This is a genomic window from Candidatus Thorarchaeota archaeon (assembly GCA_021498125.1).
In the GTDB taxonomy this organism is placed as follows: Archaea; Asgardarchaeota; Thorarchaeia; order Thorarchaeales; family Thorarchaeaceae; genus B65-G9.
In genome coordinates, this window is sequence record JAIZWL010000003.1 from 19,195 (window position 1) to 35,324 (window position 16,130).

The 16,130-nt window shown below is 46.4% G+C and carries 19 protein-coding genes; 7 read left to right on the forward strand and 12 right to left on the reverse strand.

From position 1 onward, the window contains the following. Positions 1-295 precede the first annotated feature (295 nt). The gene (locus tag K9W43_08945; protein MCF2137346.1) at positions 296-1,309 is read right to left on the reverse strand and encodes a leucine-rich repeat domain-containing protein; all 1,014 of its coding nucleotides are present in this window, start codon (positions 1,307-1,309) and stop codon (positions 296-298) included. Between the two features lie 277 nt (positions 1,310-1,586). Between K9W43_08945 and K9W43_08950 the strand changes: the two genes are divergently transcribed. Then, positions 1,587-2,264 (forward strand): hypothetical protein, encoded by a 678-nt coding sequence (locus K9W43_08950; GenBank protein ID MCF2137347.1) that lies wholly within the window; start codon positions 1,587-1,589, stop codon positions 2,262-2,264. A gap of 43 nt (positions 2,265-2,307) precedes the next feature. Here the strand turns inward: K9W43_08950 and K9W43_08955 are convergent, their stop codons facing one another. Further along, entirely contained in the window at positions 2,308-3,519 is a 1,212-nt protein-coding gene (locus tag K9W43_08955) for an NAD(P)/FAD-dependent oxidoreductase (protein ID MCF2137348.1), read from the reverse strand. Between the two features lie 213 nt (positions 3,520-3,732). Further along, positions 3,733-4,704, reverse strand: coding sequence for an NAD(P)-dependent oxidoreductase (locus K9W43_08960; protein MCF2137349.1), 972 nt, complete (start codon positions 4,702-4,704; stop codon positions 3,733-3,735). A 114-nt stretch (positions 4,705-4,818) separates the two neighbouring features. On the opposite strand from K9W43_08960, the gene K9W43_08965 reads away from it, so the two are divergent. Beyond that, positions 4,819-5,238, forward strand: coding sequence for a MarR family transcriptional regulator (locus K9W43_08965; GenBank protein ID MCF2137350.1), 420 nt, complete (start codon positions 4,819-4,821; stop codon positions 5,236-5,238). Between the two features lie 11 nt (positions 5,239-5,249). Here the strand turns inward: K9W43_08965 and K9W43_08970 are convergent, their stop codons facing one another. Continuing rightward, positions 5,250-6,332 carry a winged helix-turn-helix domain-containing protein gene (locus tag K9W43_08970; GenBank protein MCF2137351.1) on the reverse strand — a complete coding sequence of 361 codons (1,083 nt, stop codon included), beginning with the start codon at positions 6,330-6,332 and terminating at the stop codon, positions 5,250-5,252. 81 nt (positions 6,333-6,413) lie between these two features. Then, a complete protein-coding gene (locus K9W43_08975) occupies positions 6,414-6,914 on the reverse strand; it encodes a hypothetical protein (protein MCF2137352.1) in 501 nt (166 codons plus the stop codon). A 135-nt stretch (positions 6,915-7,049) separates the two neighbouring features. Here K9W43_08975 and K9W43_08980 point away from each other — a divergent pair, with 135 nt between their 5' ends. After that, entirely contained in the window at positions 7,050-7,406 is a 357-nt protein-coding gene (locus tag K9W43_08980; protein ID MCF2137353.1) for a hypothetical protein, read from the forward strand. On the opposite strand, the gene K9W43_08985 is transcribed toward K9W43_08980, so the two are convergent. The 7 genes from K9W43_08985 to K9W43_09015 form a co-directional block, all read right to left on the reverse strand. Beyond that, positions 7,398-7,910 (reverse strand): GNAT family N-acetyltransferase, encoded by a 513-nt coding sequence (locus tag K9W43_08985; GenBank protein MCF2137354.1) that lies wholly within the window; start codon positions 7,908-7,910, stop codon positions 7,398-7,400. The genes K9W43_08980 and K9W43_08985 overlap by 9 nt on opposite strands. 81 nt (positions 7,911-7,991) lie before the next feature. Next, positions 7,992-8,729, reverse strand: coding sequence for a PH domain-containing protein (locus K9W43_08990; protein ID MCF2137355.1), 738 nt, complete (start codon positions 8,727-8,729; stop codon positions 7,992-7,994). Position 8,730: 1 nt separating this feature from the next. Next, positions 8,731-9,387, reverse strand: coding sequence for a hypothetical protein (locus tag K9W43_08995; GenBank protein ID MCF2137356.1), 657 nt, complete (start codon positions 9,385-9,387; stop codon positions 8,731-8,733). A gap of 120 nt (positions 9,388-9,507) precedes the next feature. After that, on the reverse strand, positions 9,508-10,269 hold the full coding sequence (locus K9W43_09000) for a class I SAM-dependent methyltransferase (GenBank protein MCF2137357.1): 762 nt from the start codon (positions 10,267-10,269) through the stop codon (positions 9,508-9,510). Continuing rightward, a complete protein-coding gene (locus K9W43_09005; GenBank protein MCF2137358.1) occupies positions 10,266-11,075 on the reverse strand; it encodes an SDR family oxidoreductase in 810 nt (269 codons plus the stop codon). The genes K9W43_09000 and K9W43_09005 overlap by 4 nt, the downstream gene beginning before the upstream one ends. A gap of 15 nt (positions 11,076-11,090) precedes the next feature. Continuing rightward, complete coding sequence (locus K9W43_09010; protein MCF2137359.1) at positions 11,091-11,588, reverse strand: leucine-rich repeat domain-containing protein; 498 nt, start codon at positions 11,586-11,588, stop codon at positions 11,091-11,093. Between the two features lie 87 nt (positions 11,589-11,675). Beyond that, on the reverse strand, positions 11,676-12,335 hold the full coding sequence (locus K9W43_09015) for a hypothetical protein (protein ID MCF2137360.1): 660 nt from the start codon (positions 12,333-12,335) through the stop codon (positions 11,676-11,678). Between the two features lie 482 nt (positions 12,336-12,817). On the opposite strand from K9W43_09015, the gene K9W43_09020 reads away from it, so the two are divergent. From K9W43_09020 to K9W43_09035, 4 genes are all read left to right on the forward strand, one after another. Beyond that, positions 12,818-13,366 (forward strand): nitroreductase family protein, encoded by a 549-nt coding sequence (locus K9W43_09020; protein MCF2137361.1) that lies wholly within the window; start codon positions 12,818-12,820, stop codon positions 13,364-13,366. 68 nt (positions 13,367-13,434) lie between these two features. Next, entirely contained in the window at positions 13,435-13,809 is a 375-nt protein-coding gene (locus K9W43_09025) for a hypothetical protein (protein ID MCF2137362.1), read from the forward strand. Between the two features lie 145 nt (positions 13,810-13,954). After that, entirely contained in the window at positions 13,955-15,124 is a 1,170-nt protein-coding gene (locus K9W43_09030; GenBank protein ID MCF2137363.1) for a hypothetical protein, read from the forward strand. A 211-nt stretch (positions 15,125-15,335) separates the two neighbouring features. Continuing rightward, on the forward strand, positions 15,336-16,097 hold the full coding sequence (locus K9W43_09035) for an MBL fold metallo-hydrolase (protein ID MCF2137364.1): 762 nt from the start codon (positions 15,336-15,338) through the stop codon (positions 16,095-16,097). Positions 16,098-16,130: the final 33 nt, after the last annotated feature.

Consider the following 16,130-nt stretch of genomic DNA (forward strand, 5'->3'; position numbering starts at 1 on the left):
TAATTCACGAATATTTATGCATCATATTGCGTCATTCCTCCCCCTCCGATTCTTTGAGCAATGAGTCCAATCAGATTTGTAATAATAGTCAATATTTGCAGACTTGTGATGGCGATTAGTCTTGGGCTTTATTAAGGTCGAGTTATGACTAGATATGGCCTGAATCTGTTGTATACATTCTACAGGCGTGTCTTACCGATGTAACAATGGTCACTATCAGTTTCAGACGATAATGGTCTCTACAGATCGTTGCGAAAGAGATGCATTCCGATTTGGCTTGACGCGGTTATTGTGATCAGGTCTTTTCTATATCATGTAAATTGAGGTGGCCATTACGTAGCATTCGACGGAGTGCCCATGGAAAATGGTCGGCCATCTTTTTAGAGCAATAGGCTACTACTTCGGTATCTCTATCAGTTCTTAGAATATCTAGGTGGTTGCAAGTGGCGAGTGGCGTCACATTCAGTGTGTCGATCTTATTCTGGGCGACATTTAGTACTGATAGGTCTCTACAAGTAGCAAGTGGGCTCAAGTCTAGGCTCTGTAGTTGGTCATTAAACAGGTGTAGAGTCTCAAGTTTGGGCATGTTCGTAAGCGGTGAGAGATCGATTGTTTCTAATTGGTTTCCGGAAAGACTCAATTCCCGCAGGCTCGTGAGCGATCTCAATGGTGCGAGATCTATTTCTGTGAGTCTATTTCCTGACAAATCTAAGATCTCAAGTTTGTGCAGATTACTTATGGGCGTGAGGTCGATATCCGCAAGTTGATTGTCGGCAATGCTCAGTTCTCTTAGTTCTGTGCATGTTTCGAGTGGCGAGAGATCTATGGTTGTGATACTATTCTCTGCAATTCCAAAGAATTGAAGGTGTGGGAATGAAGAGAGTATGGAGAGATCAATGGTCCGTAGCTTGTTCTGTGTGAGATTGAGCGATTCAAGCTCGGTACACTCTGTCAGAGGTGATAGATCAATGGTCTTGATCAGATTTCGGGCGAGCGAGACCCCACGGAGCAGGTGACAGTGTGCCAGTGGTACGAGGTCGATCTCCACTATCCGGTTCTCTGAGAGGTCAATTGTTTGCAGGTACGGGCAAGACCTCAGAGGTGCGAGATCGATAGATTGAAGGTAATTATTGGAGAGCGATATCTTCTGTAGGTCGGAGCAGGCGTGAAGAGCATCGAGATCAATTCTTCTTAGTCTGTTTCGATAGATGATGAGTTCATGCAGGCTGGTGCAGCTGTTGAGTGGTGAGAGGTCGATTCTCTCAATCTGGCGTCGTTGGACATGAAAGAGCTTTGCATCTAATGGCACTTTCCATACAATTCTATCTCCAGTGGCTGTAACGGACTCTATCTCAACAGATTGGATTATTGATGCCTCCAGATGCTATCAACAAGATGTTCGATAGTAGTTCATTTTTAAGAGCTGGGGACTGACTGATGTGCAACTGCCCTCTTATGGTTCTTGCAGTCATTCGAGGTCAGTATTTCATCTCCCATCAATCATATAATCGGTGTTCAAAATTTAGAACAATCTGTTTAATGATTAGAACTATCTATTTTTAATGCGTAGATTAGTCGAGGTATTAATGATGCACGTTGGTGACCATAGAGTTACAACAAGAATTGCACTATACTTCTTGGTCACTATGGCGCTGTTCTCTCTATCTCTTGCGCTTACAGACAGTACTATCATTGAAACGGCACAAAACTATCAGTCGTCGGATCTGTTTCTCTCCTCTGCTGCGCCACTGGTCCCATTCGCACGTAAGTCTATAGTACTGTCAGACTCCTCAGGGCCCGTATTTCATGAAGTTCCTGCTCCTGATGAGCAGAACGGTGTCATTTCCGATCTTGTGATTTACGGGCCCACTATTATCACATTGAATCTGACAGTCAGAGTCACAGATCAAGATGGTGTGAGTGTCGTGATTGGTAGCTTCAAGAACGCATCTTTAGGAACTTGGAAAAACGTCACGTTGTCCACAACTGGAAGTAATGATTACTATTCTGCTGTTGCGACCTCGTTCATCTTAGACGCTGATCATCGAGGTGCGCAATGGGATGTCCGCTATTTTGCCTGTGACTCTACGGGCAATTGGACCAAGACTGGGATCATCACGTATTTTTATCATGCGTTTCTCTTCACGAATTCCTCATCACCGGAGGACTCAAACGAGTTGATGGGATTTTCGGTCGCAAGTTTATTGGTTGTAGGCGCGACGATCGTTGCAATAGTCTTGATTGTCTTAGCACGGCGAAGATAGATGGCACATTTGTATTCCCCACCTACTATCACCGTTGTTCCGTTCATAGAAGAGATATTGCATCACGCGGACGAGTCCTCATCATGTGCATGGTCAATTTTCTCTTGACCGTACCCATTGGCAGAAATCCTGCAATGGAGGCTGCGATCAAATACGCTGCATACTTGTCATCATGGAAAAACTGGCATAGGGTTTCCATGTTCTTTTCGCTCTTGTAAAACATCTTTGCCATCGATTGCGAGACCTTGAGTTCAGAGAGTATCGGACTCTTGCAGAGCTTCTTGTATTTGATAAGATCCTTGGGCGCACCACTGTGAATGGTATAGTTCATGGCCTCCGCAGCCAGAATCCCCGATTTGATCGCATACAGAATTCCCTCTCCAGTAAACGCATCGACAAACCCGGCCGCATCCCCTACAAGGAGTGAACGGCCCTTGACCAATGTTGGAGCAATCCGTACTGGGAAGCGGGCTGAGGTTTCGGAGATGATTCGAGGCGTGATTCCATGCTCTGTAATGAATTGCTTGTACCATTTGTCGTACGCTTGGCGAAGATTCTTGGTGAGGTCCTGCCGGCAACAGATTCCTATGCTCAGATGGTTCTTCTTTGGAAATACCCATGTGTATCCGTACGGGACTGAACCAAAATAGAGGAAAAAGAGATCAGCATCATATCCTGTAGGGTCTGCACAGATTCTGTGGACTGACTCCTCACCTATCTCTGCTTCAACCTCAATAGCAACACAGGCACTATCATCGGGCCATCCCTTGTAAAAACCCAGTTGACGGGCAACCGTGCTATTGATCCCATCTGCACCAATCAGATAGTTAGCAGTGATTCTTTCTCCGCTCTTATCGATGACCTCTACACCATCCGAGTCCTGTGAGACCTGCATAACATGATAGCCCTCCCTTACCTCAGCGCCCGCCTCTCTTGCCTTGTTCAGAAGTAATGTGTCGAACTCATCGCGCATGACCATATATCCCGGTTTGGAACGGTCGTCCGGAATCGCATTAACACGTACGCCTGATGGTGATATAATCGATAGACCGGATATCTTTCTATGAATCACCTCTGAGATATCAAAATCAAGTAGCTCTGCAACCTCGAATCTGATTCCCCCCGCGCATGGTTTGTAACGTGGGAATTTCTCTTTATCAAGGACTACCACCTGTGATCCTGCCAGTGCGAGTCGCCTTGCAGCTGTGGCTCCTGCTGGTCCAGCACCTACGACAATCACGTCAACGTGTTCCAAGTGACTTCCTCCATATCTGTAGTATTTATCTCATGGTACATTATATATCATGAGCCTCGCCCAACAATCAATAGATGATATAGTAATACGCGAAATTTACGCCTTTTCTATTCGTCATTGGACTGATAGGGATCGCTCGCAGGAGCGCTTTGAACAGATAGATATAGGTGGCTCGGGCCTCGATTTGAGGTCTTCACGCCTTCTCTCTGTGAGTCATCTCTTGTAGAATGGAGATGTTGCTAGCATCTTTCTTCTGATGAACCATCTGGCTACTGGAATGAAATAGCGTTTAATTCCCAACTGTTTCTTGACATCCTCGAGATAATCGTCTAGATCCCTCGTCTGAAATTGTAGAAACGCCTGCGACTCTGATGTATCCATGAAATCTGTATGAAAATAGTCTTCCTCCTTTTGAGGGACTATAAATGCCGATTCGGGGAGCATTCCTATTCCCATAGACTCCAAGGTCTTTGCGATAAAGTCCCTATAGGTCATGCGGCATCTCTCTCCACCACCAATTAGGAGAATCTTCCCAATGGTGTCAGCCTCCAAGGCATTGGTGATCGCCAGTCCCACATCATTTGGATGCACAAACTCCATCTTTTGCTCAAGCGGGATCATGAAGATCTCGGTGTCGGTCGAACGTGATATCCATCTATAATCTGGCGACGGCCCCGCTCCCAGTCTGAAGACGGTCCATGGAAGACCACTCTCCCGTACTCTCTTCTCCGCTTCGATTTTCGTCTTGGAATAGGTGTCATAAGCAATCTGTGGGTCGTCAGCTGTCTTTGGTGGTCCTCTTCCGGTGCTATGGCCATACGTTGCTATTGAACTGGTATAGATGATCTTTCTAATCCCTATCTCCTTTGCTGCATTGATGACATTTGTCGTGCCCTCCACATTCACACTCCATGTCAGGTCTGGGTTTACCTCAGACATCGGTGGAATGATTGCTGCGAGATGCACAACAATATCTACTCCTTCAAGAGCCTCTCTGACAGCATCGTACGATCTGATGTCCCCCCAGAACGTTTCGAACTCACCATATTTTGCCAATCTCTTGCGGGTCTTCTCATTCTTTTTTGTCTTCACATCGAAACATCTGAGTGTGTAGCCTCGGCCGAGCATTTGCCAAACGGTGCACTCGCCTATATTGCCAAAGGCTCCTGTGATCAGTATTTTCATACCCCCTCCTATCATAATTCGGTGATAAATATTTCGTATACGAACTATTTATCATTGGGAACTGTTATTAATTGTAACTTGTACTGATTTGGTAGATATGTGAGGTCATCTATTTTGACTCGCGAGGAACTTGTCTATAATTTCATAGAAGCACTGAGAGATATTAGTCGAACCACCTCGTATCTGGCAAATGATGATCTTGGGTTAGAAGAGTTCATGATTCTTGACATCGTTTCCGAAACAGACGATTGCAGTATGAAGGACATTATTGATGGTCTCTCGATTGCTGCCAGCACTGCGACGGGAATTGTTGATCGGCTAGTGAAACGCGGTTTTGTAAAACGGAAGCATTCCGAGTCGGACCGACGGAAAGTGTTGCTCCACCTCACCTCTATGGGCCAAGACGCACATACGCGATTTCGAACAGAGGCTCTGAACTCAGTAGAGACCGCACTAAACCATTTGACCGATGAAGAGATTCAGACACTGCTAACGATCATCAACAAGTTTCTTCCCCACGTGGCTAAGCGATAGAGGTTCTCTGCCTACTTGTTCAAAGCGGCCTCTATCACGTCATCAATCATGAATTTCCTATCGGTCCGCCATTTGCGGGTTTCTTCATCAAAGGTTTCAGGCCAGAGATAGTAGATCATACTATTAGTATAGTCCACAAGGCATACAGACATCTCATCAAGCTGTGAGTAGAGGTTTGTCAAGAGCGGCGAGAGTTGAGTGGGTTGAAGCCTGACAAACCAGAAGAGATCCCCTTTGACAGTTCGCATTGTTGACTCGAACGGGATCGGTCTTGTCTTTAATCTGGACCTTAGTGTTGTAAGACTGTTCTCCTCGCCTTTACCGAAGATGACAACGTTTGAATAGATATCAAAGACCTCTGGGTCAAATGTGACTCTGTAACCCTCGATACACTCCTCTCGGATCATCCGGTATCGTCTACTAAATGTCTGTGGTGTGAACTTTACCCCAGATGCTGCAAGCGCCTTAATGATTCTGATATTTTTTCTACGGGCGCCCATCATCAGTTCATGAATGATGTTGAGGTCTCGGCGTGTAAGCCACTTGAGAGCACTCCCCATCTCTCCCGCCTTCTTGTCCAGTTTGGATGACTTTACTGTTAATTTGAACCATTTCTCCCAGTCAAAGTTCCAGCTCAGCGTATCTGGACTCCACCCATCAATTCTTAACGAGGTGTAGATGGTAGGTTCTTGACTGGTGGCCAGAAACTTGTATTTTTTTATAATCCCCTCTTTCTTAAGAACACGAATGAGTTCCTTGATCTTTGGACTTGATTTGTACGGCGTTCTGAATTGTAGAAAGACTCCATTCGCAGCCCCATAGGTTCGGCAGCGATATGCAGTATACGGATGGTGATAGGCTATTTGTTCAATGATCTTCATATCATCAAGATTGTTGGTTTCAAGTAGTACATCGGCCGACTCAAGTCCCATGTTATAATAGTTCAGAAGTGGGCTCACTGTGAAATACTTCTTTCCCCCGCCAGCCCCCTGAAGTATTCTGAGGCGTTTTGCAGCAGTAGGTTTCGAAATCTTTGCACGTTCAGCCAATTCTTCAATAGTTCCGAATGGTTTTTCTTGAATGGCTATTAACATTGATAGATACTGTCCTGATAGACCGACCAGAGTCCCACCTCCTTGTTCCTCTCACTTCTAATTGCTTTTTTTCTCCTGTACTTATCCTGTCCCTGTGACGTTTGTGGAAACTATCTCGACTAGTGGAGGCCCCGGTTCGCCTCCCGCGGGTGGATCAAATGTGATGCCGTCCAGCGAATAATAGGTGAAGCCGTTCACCGGAATCTCGACATAGACAATGAATGTGTACCATCCGCTCTCTGTGACAGTGTTATACCATGCCATTGTGATAGACAGGTACGTATATTGGCCAATGCCCCGAATGACCACCATATAGCCATCTCCTGATGGAAGATATAGATAGCAGTACATGTATGTGATCATAAATGAGATATCTGTATTTGTGATCGTGATGTCAAAGACCGTAATGATATCGTCAGCAAATCCATCATTATCCGCATCGCAATATTCTGCATGTGTTGCTGCTACTTTAAACCAAGTCGCCTCGTTGGGATCATCAGTTGTCAGTGCTCTTGCTGGAGTAATGATGATTAAAATGACGATAATGAATCCCAACACTAAGGTTCGTACTGGTGTTTTCAAAGGGGTCACTCCCTACAATAGATGTCTAACCTTACTTTTATTTCTTTTCTCGTTTATCCCATAATGGGTAATAATACAAACGTCAAAGAACTTATAAGTTCTTGCCTCTTTATACCATATAGAGGTAGCCCATCAGTGACCATTCATGCGACCGCACATGTTGCGCTCTTGCCACGACATGCAACAATGCATGTTGAATCAATAGATATCGTGAGAGAGTACAGCCACGATCGTACCTCGATACGAATCATTGTGCAGATTGTAGATGGCCGAGGGACTTTTGTCGTGAATGGGCGAGTACGTCTGATGTTCAGTTATGATGATACTTTACAGATTTATCGTGAGGCAACTACCGACTTCAATGGTCTTGCTGAATTCTATCTCTTTGATGTCCGGCGAGGGCCATGGTCGGTCTATGTTGCAGAACTTCACCACTCTTTTTACAAGCCTGATGAAGACTACAAGATGATAATTCGGCGAGTACTATTGTAAATTAAGTAGATCCTTAATTGGCTGCATCATCAGTATCTGTGTCGAGTATTTCTCATTAAATTTGAGGCCTCTTGGTAACTCCCCATATTCAACAAAACCAATCCTCTTGTATGCTGTACGAGCAACTGAATTTTCGTCCTCGACATTGACTGTCAGTAGTTCGGCACCACGCTGCGCAACGTGATGTGCAACTTCCTTGATCATGGCTTTTGCAACACATTGTTCTCGGTAGTCCTCATGAACCACGATTTGGAGTAGGTCCACTCTATGACGTTCCCCGTACCATCTGCCTCGAATTCCAATGCAGATCCCTATTGCACGCTCTCCATCCAAGGCCGTGATACTAATGACCTCCTCCTCTCCAGCTGCAAGCAATTCCTCACGTTGTTGCCGGACCACATCTACTGGTATATTATCAAAGAGACTATTTGCAATTGATGCTGCATGTTCTGGTCTATAAGGGGCAATACGAATCTGCGTTCCGTTGCGAACGGTGATGTTCACTGATATTACCTCCCTGATCGCATGCATCCTGACAGTTTAATACATAAAAAGAGCGGTCCTCAGTTGGACCGCATTCGGCTATCAGGTTGCTATAGTCTTCAAGAGATCTCTAATCTCTCGAAGCACGATCAAGATCTCATCTTGAAGCGAGTCCGCCATATTCGGTACTGGTGCTTCCTGAACCATGACTGGTTCAGTGGCAGTGCTGTAAGGCGTTCGGATCTTACGCAGTTCTTGTAAGATGAAGTCACGCAGTTCCTCAAAGAACACTATTCCCTCTAACTTTTCCTCAGGGCCCATTTGACTTGTCCCGGAATAGCCTGCGGTCTCAATTTCGACATTCCCAATCCCAAAGATGCGATCGAATGGTCCTGCTCTACTGGAGATGTTCGTGATGGTCCTGAATGGGACATGCTTCCGTGTAATGTTAATGATGCCTTTCTTGACATAGATCTCAGGCATTGCATCTCCCGATTCAGAGATGACCGAATACTCGATTGACCTGACATAAACTGGAATGAGTAACGCCGCGGGAATCATCCAGAACGCCATGATGACCCAGAACCAGAATGTGGTTGGGGGTAGATATGTGGCAATCACATCAATAAACTGTTGCATGGTCAGGCCCTCATCTAATATGATGACTATGTAACCGATGCCGATCCAGCCCAGCATTACTATGGCATAGAGACCAAGCGCCGCGGAGATTATGGTGAAATAGAGTTTGTATATCAGACGCCGATCAGGTCTGAACACTTTTCCGCTAGATATCTTTTCAATTGGTGGTCTAATGATTATCCCGTCCACTTCCCTTCCCATGTTAATCAGACTCCTTTCTTTTATATCGAGGTACCTCTTTTGCCGCCAGCTTGTGAAAGATCACAATGGATCGTTTGGTCATCGGGAGACTCATTTCATCATCACGAAGACCAAGATTGTACTCTTTGATGATCACATCTAGAGTTTCTTGGCATGCACTCTCCTTTGGGCACTCGTGACAGAGTTTGCCCGCGTACGAGTCATGCTTGTACCAGATAATGATGCCATGACTCAACGTAAAGACGATGAAGACCTGTGTGTTTGCCTGATAGTCAAACCCGATGAGAAGTCCCTTATAGTCAAGAACACTCTCCACATCAAGACGATGACTTGCAGCGTGCTCTCGTAAAGTCTTCTTGATCTTTTTACGAGCTCGGGACAAGACGCGAGAGACATATGCCGGGGACCATGCCCATTCATGAACAAGACGTTCCCGTCTGCGCTCATACTGTCGCTTCTCAGAGCTATTCCTTGCCCGAGTCAGACGATCTTCTATCTCCTTGATGGCATCAATCGCTTTCGTTTTCTCAATGTCATTCATGAGACCATGCTCATAGAGCCAGTACGGATCTTGGCTCGCCTCCGCGATTGCTCCTGTGCTCAGTCCATGGTGAAATTCTCGCCAGACGATGGCCTCATGAGTCGAAAGCAATCCCATTCTTGATCACCAGTATAGTCAACCGACGACAAATTTTGGTAATTCTCAACCAAAATATGGTAAAAGTTTATTGATAAATGTTTGCGCCGCAGACTGAGAAAATATCTTCTGAGACTTGTTTCATTTACTTGCCACAGCAACAATGTTTCTGTTGGCGTGTGGATCGAAGGGTTTCCGGTTGTAACCACTGAATAGTTCAATTGTCTGGAAGCCCTCCCCTAGAAGGATTCGTTGTAGGATCCCCTTGTCTAGATTGACGACTTGTTGTGTTGCAACTGTGGCGTCCCATTCCCCGTTTTGTTCAATCAATGAAGACATGACAAGTGTAGAGCGGGCAAGGTTGCTATCATGATCAAAAAAGCGACCAAAGACAACACGTCTTCCATCTCTGAGATGCCCTTCTTTTAGTGGAAAAAACCTGAAACCCGTTTCACGAATCTCCTCGAAATTGAGGACTTGGATGATTAATTTACCTTGCTCAGTGAGGAGCTCTCTAACAGCTCTCACAGTTTCGGCAATGATGTCATGCCCCGGAAGAAGTGCAAGTGAATTTCCAACACAGAGCACAAGATCAAATGGCCCCTCGACCATCTGCGAGACTTCCTGAATGTCGCCGAATAGAAACTGTACATTAGCATGTTTCTCCTCAGCGAGCTCCCGGGCGATTTGTATCATAGCCATCGAGTTATCCACGCCTATTCCCGTGCAACCGTGAGATGCTAGAGCGATGAGATGTTGTCCACTGCCACATGCAAGGTCAAGAATGCGCCGTGGTCGTGTTTTGGAAAGATGTGAGAGAATGAATGGGATCTCTCGGTCAAGTCTCTGTGTCCAATTGATTGCTCGATCATACGCTATTGCAAGCTCATCAAAAGAAGTCATCTGTCATCTCTCCACGAGAGTGCCTCGTGAGGCGTATAGAGTGCACGACCTTCCATCCCTCCAGCAACCACAATACTCTGGCCGCTGATGTGTCCCGCGAGTTGGTCAGAAGCGAGGAAGACGATAGCATTGGCAATATCCTTCGGCGTGGCCGTCTTCTTCATTGGAATTGTCTGATGTATTCTACGTACCATATCAAAATCTTCGAGTGCAGCCTCCGCCATTGGTGTCTTGGTCCAACCGGGGTTGACGATATTGACTCGGCCCCGATGAGCCAGATACACAATCTCGTTTTTTAGACTCATCATCAGACCATGCATTCCCGCCTTGGAGGTCGCATAATCACTGTACCACGCTTCACCAAAGACCGCTGCTGTGGAACCGACAAGAATCAGTGCTGCCAGTTCTCCCGGGAACTCTTGAAGGTTTTTGAAAAAGTACTTGGAGCAGAGAAATGCACCTGTGAGATTGACCTCCAGAGTCTTTTTCCATTGCTCTAATGTCATCTCATGAACACCTACTCCCTCCATGTTCGCAATTCCCGCATTTGAAACAAGGACATCCACCCTTCCGAAGGTTTCGTTTGCGCTGCGAAATGCGGCTTCAACTTCTTTTTCGTGACGAACATCAGTCTTTACAAGGAGCAATCGATCGTCATTTGTAATAGTAGGTAGCGCTCCCTCATTATGATGGAATACCGCTGTGACTCTAGCACCCTCGCTGAGAAATGCTCTAACAGTTTCGATGCCAATACCTCCAGCGGCACCCGTGATCAGGATATGCGCGTCCTGTAGTCCTGTGTCCATTATTCTCACCCTAACTCATGTGCGTGGAGAACTATCTCCATGCACCCAGAGGATTCTGTGATACTCGTCCATAAGCACATCAGGCCAGCTGCCCACAGATCTTAGAAAGATACTAGCAGTCATGCTGACAAAGTCGTCCTTTCTAAAGACTGAGAGATTAGGGCACTCGAAGAGCGGTGATACGTCGATCTTTCGTAAATTGTTCTTTTCCAATCGAAGTTCTCTGAGGTGTGAAAGGCCCACAAGTGGACTGAGATCGATCTCTCTGAGTCTGTTGTGACTGAGGTTGATCTCCTCCAGTGTGGTGCATTTTGTAAGGGGTGAGAGATCTATTGACTCAATGCGGTTGTATTGGAGGCTAAGGCGTTCAAGGTCTGTGCACCAGATCAGAGGAAGCAGGTCGATGGACGCGATGTCCTTTAATGAGAGATTGAGATGGTTCTCCGTTCGATCAACGTGAATCGTCTCGATAAAGCCTCCAGTTGTAGTATAACGTAAAATGATCTCATCCACCAGGGTCTCTCCTTGTTGCCTCCGCATTGTACTCAAAATATCTCTTAGTGATACTGCCTCTTAAAGGCTACCTCGTCAAGGTGGCAATCAAATCGAAGGCCCACCGCTCTGAAGATACTCAAGGCCTCTCTCAAGGAGGAACAGGGTCTTAAAGTCGCCATCTTTTTCTGCTGTTGCGATCTTCTTCTGAATCTTCTTCTTGACCTCATCCACAATATTGAATTTCAAGGTCTCATCGACTAAGGGTTCAGTATCAGGCCCCTTGTAGGTGTCTGCCAACTCTGTATAGATCTCGTTCTTAATCCGCTCAATTGCCTTTAGGGGGTCCAAGCTCTCGTCGTCATACATCCATTTTACCATTCTCCGACGACGTAAGCCGTCAAGAGGTCGTGGTCTTCTGACGCTCTTGCCAATCTCGTAGTTTGCATGGATCTCTACAACCGGGTCCACCTCTATCGTCGCAAGGTGTGGACATGCAAACAATGGTGTAACATCTATTCTTTCTAGTGGATTGTCTTTCAGCGAGAGTCGTACCAGTTGGGTGCATCTCATGAGCGGCCAGAGATCGATTTCTTTCAGGTGATTGTTTGAGAGGTCTATCGCCTGTAACTTAGAGCAGTGTATCAATGGTCTCAGATCGATTGCTGTTATTCTCCTGTATGAGAGATCTATCTGAGTGACTTCTGTTTCGAGACGGATTGATGCCTCACCCTGTTTAGTTGTGAATGTGAGTACTGGTTCATCCATCTGAACATTACCTCTTTTGCTCATTTGACCACGTTCTAAAAGATTGAAGTGGCAGCTTATAGATTAGCTCCGTCTCATAATAATTTATGCCTCTGTATATTTTTGCTCATTTTGGCTGTTTTAATGACTATTGTACACTTTTGTGAGCACATTTTGCTAGAACTCTTTGGTTCGCCTGTGATCTGCTGAATAATCTATGCAAATTGCGGTTGAAGTCATCATATTCTATAGGGCTATTCGCGTCATTGTTAGTACACAATAGTTAAATCCCTTCACACTCATAACTTACAAAGTGAAACATTATGGCGAAATTATTGTGTGAGACCTGTGGACATGAGACCCCAGTGCCAATGCACTGCGGAAAAGAAATGCATGTGGAAGATTCACAGCTGGTCTGTTGGATGGGCGCAAGCTGTGGTCATCAAGGCATTCCCATTCATTGTGGTAGACCGATGACGCTGCAAGAGTGAAGGTGAGATGTAATGAGTGAATTACTACGTGAGATCACTGAGCGGCGCAGTGGCCGTGCCTTTGAGAAGAGGCCTCTGGATGATGAGTTCATCCAACTCATCTTGGAGGCTGGAAGATTAGCACCATCCTGTGCGAATACGCAGGCGTGGAACTTTGTCGTTCTAAAAGATCTAACAGTTCTGACTGAGGCACATGTGGCATTGAGCCGTGGGAATGCTTGGGGAAAAGAGGCCCCATTGATGATTATTGTGACCGCTAAAGAGGATGGAGGTTGCTCTGCACATGGCCTCCCGTATTTCATGATGGATGTCGGTCTTGCAGTTGAAAATATGCTCCTACAGGCGGTTCATCTCGGAATCATGGGGCACCCAACAGCAGGTTGGGACGAGGCTAAGCTGAAGACCCAGCTCAAGATTCCTGAGGACCATCGAATTGTCACCGTGATCTTCTTTGGCTATCCGCTGAGCCGAGAAGAAGTACCTCCTGAACAACGCGAGAAAGAGTTCCATCCTAAAGAGCGGCGCCCTCTATCAGAGATAGTACATTGGGATATGTGGTGATCTTCTACTTCCACCGACTGATATATGAGCGTCCATGAGTACAGACTCGTTCATGGAGATGAAATCTCGTGCAATTGATTCCCTATGAGACGCTCATTATCTATTCGATTCCTTCGATTCTGCTTGGTCTCGGTGCTGGTTACGTTCTTGGTAAACAGAGTGATTTCAGTGGTAAGAGTCGCGTAGCCCTCAGTATTGTGATTGGTTTTATTGGCGGCCTGATGGTGGCACTGTTCACCTCTGTTCTTCGTGAGGGGGATCCCTCCCTCTATCTTCTCAGTACGCTCTCCATGCTTGGTGGTATTTTCTTTGGTCTTGTGGTTGGTTGGATCCCCACTCCCCACCGCTATGTTCATCATATCATATACGAGGACGATGATGACGAGGCCTTTGATCGTGAGATTGAGGCGGCCCTACGTGGTTCCTCTGAGGACGAGATCTGATGGCCTCTGTACATCGCCCAAGTCTTTATTGGTGGCGATGTGTATGAACAAAGGAACTTCTTGAGAGGAATTCATAATGCGAACTATTCGTGCCCCCCACTTAGTCCCGCTCATATTGATGTTATCTCTTATCTGTTCGTTGTCAATGCCATCCGTGCAGGCTCAACCTGCTGGATGGAGTGGTGATGATACTCTTGCATTTCAACTTCGGATAAATGGAATCTCTGCCGCGGCATCGGATGCCTCCCATCCTATCACGGTGCTTCTCTCCGAAGATCCCACCATGAATCTGACAATATTCACAGGTGATGATATCATTTTGAGGTCGGGTCTCTTTGTCATGATGTATATGGCCGTGCCCCTCTTTAATCAACCACTGGAGTTCAATATTCCTGTGCCTGCTGGGACCAATGCTTCTCTGGTAAACACAACAATCCCTCTTGGTGCAGCTCTAGGCGGGGGCGGGCTGGAACTTGTCTCAGGGACGATTAGCGGATCCTTCTCTTTCGTCTATTCACTAGTCACATCTCCCGGTACAAATGTCACGGTTTCTGAGGACTTCTATCTGCACATAGGCCCCACTGGTGCAGCAGCACTGATGTCCGTATCAGGACTGATCACTGTCGGTTTTACTTTGATGTCCATCTTTGGCCTCCTATTGGCTCTTGATGATTTCCAACAAGGTATTCTTTGGGCCAGTAAAGTTCGAAGAGCGGTCAGAGAGCAGAGACCCATGATTTTCCCACGTGGAGTTGTCCTTCGTCGCAGACCGCGAAAGCGTGACGAGGCTCAACCAACCGCAGAGGAACTCGCCCCGAAGGTAGAACGGATCGCACAGGGTCTCTGGGATGGCAAACGGTGTCCAAAGTGCCGAAAGCGATGGAAGTCCCATGCAGACTCCTGTACGAAATGCAACATCACTCGGCAAGAGGCTCAGACGCTCTTTACAAAGCAGGTTGCTGAGACCGTCCCCCGTGCACTGAAGGTGATGAAGCCGAAGTCGAAGATGCCTGTCGGTACATTCGCCAAGGCCCTCAAGGTAAAACCTGATGTTGGAGGTGCGGTCGCAGCCGCCCTAACAGAACTCCATGTCTTTCAGACGCGCTCGGTAAAAGTGCCACTCAAAAAGGTCACCTTTTCAGGAATGACTATTGCTGGTACTTACTGGAGTTGGATGCAGATGTTAGGTGGTGCCACACCTGCATGGAGTGATGTGCTTCTCTCAATTGCAGCAGGTCTTGTAGTATCGGTCATCATTGGATACTTTCTGAACTGGTTGGCTCGAATGCCCCGGCTGGGATACGATGAGTCATAGTGCGCCGTAATAGGCCTGAGCATTCAGTTGGCTTGCACAGCAACCGTGCAAGTCTTCTCTCTCTTTTTTAGAATGACTATTGATCACAAGAATGAATGCTTTTTTGCTCGAATTTGTTTGCATTTAACTAGGCAGCCGTGATCATATCGTCCAAGTCACTCTAATGGCAAGCGTTTTATCGGTGAACTTGTCAGTCATAGATTGATTCTCTATGAATGACGACTCAACTAGTACATCATACAACTGGGAAAATGACGAGGTCAAGGTAGTGGTGCCATATAGTGTGGCTGGTGTCAGTACGTCAATCGTCCTCACTTCCAAGTTCACAGGCAAGATCATCCTTCTTGATGCTGGTGATGGTGTTCTTCGTGATCTGATCTCCACCTATAACTCAGAGTTTCTACACGACCTAGACATAATTGCGATCACGCATGGTCATTTCGATCATATTGGTGGTCTCTATGCTCTGCTGGGCTTCTTACGAATGCTTGAACGAAAAGAACCGTTGAGCATCCTTGTACCTGCCGGCTGTGTAGAGGTGCCTCTTGTTATCCAAGCTTTCCGCCACTCTTATCCCACCTCAATCCCCTTCCGGATCTTTATTCAAGAGGTGGGAAATCATACCGGTTTTGACACGGACTTTTTCAAAGTGAAGGCCTTTGAGGTAGAACACTTTGGTATGGAGAACACCTCAAATGAAGAGCGTCTGATGCCAGCTCTTGGCTACCGTGTGCATATTGGCTCCACAGTCGTGAGTTACACTGGCGATACCCGTTACTGTTCCAGTGCAGAAGACATCGTCCGTGATGCCGATTTAGCAATTATCGAGGCGACACGTAGAAAGACTCCCCTTAAGGGACATCGTGTACACCTGACATTAGAAGAGGCCAACAAACTGGCCACGCTCGCAAAGGATGCGATCCTAGTACACAAGATTCCTGACTTTGTAGTCTCTGAGGATATTGATCGATAGTTGGTTCCTCCTCTCCTATCTTGGAGATAGGCG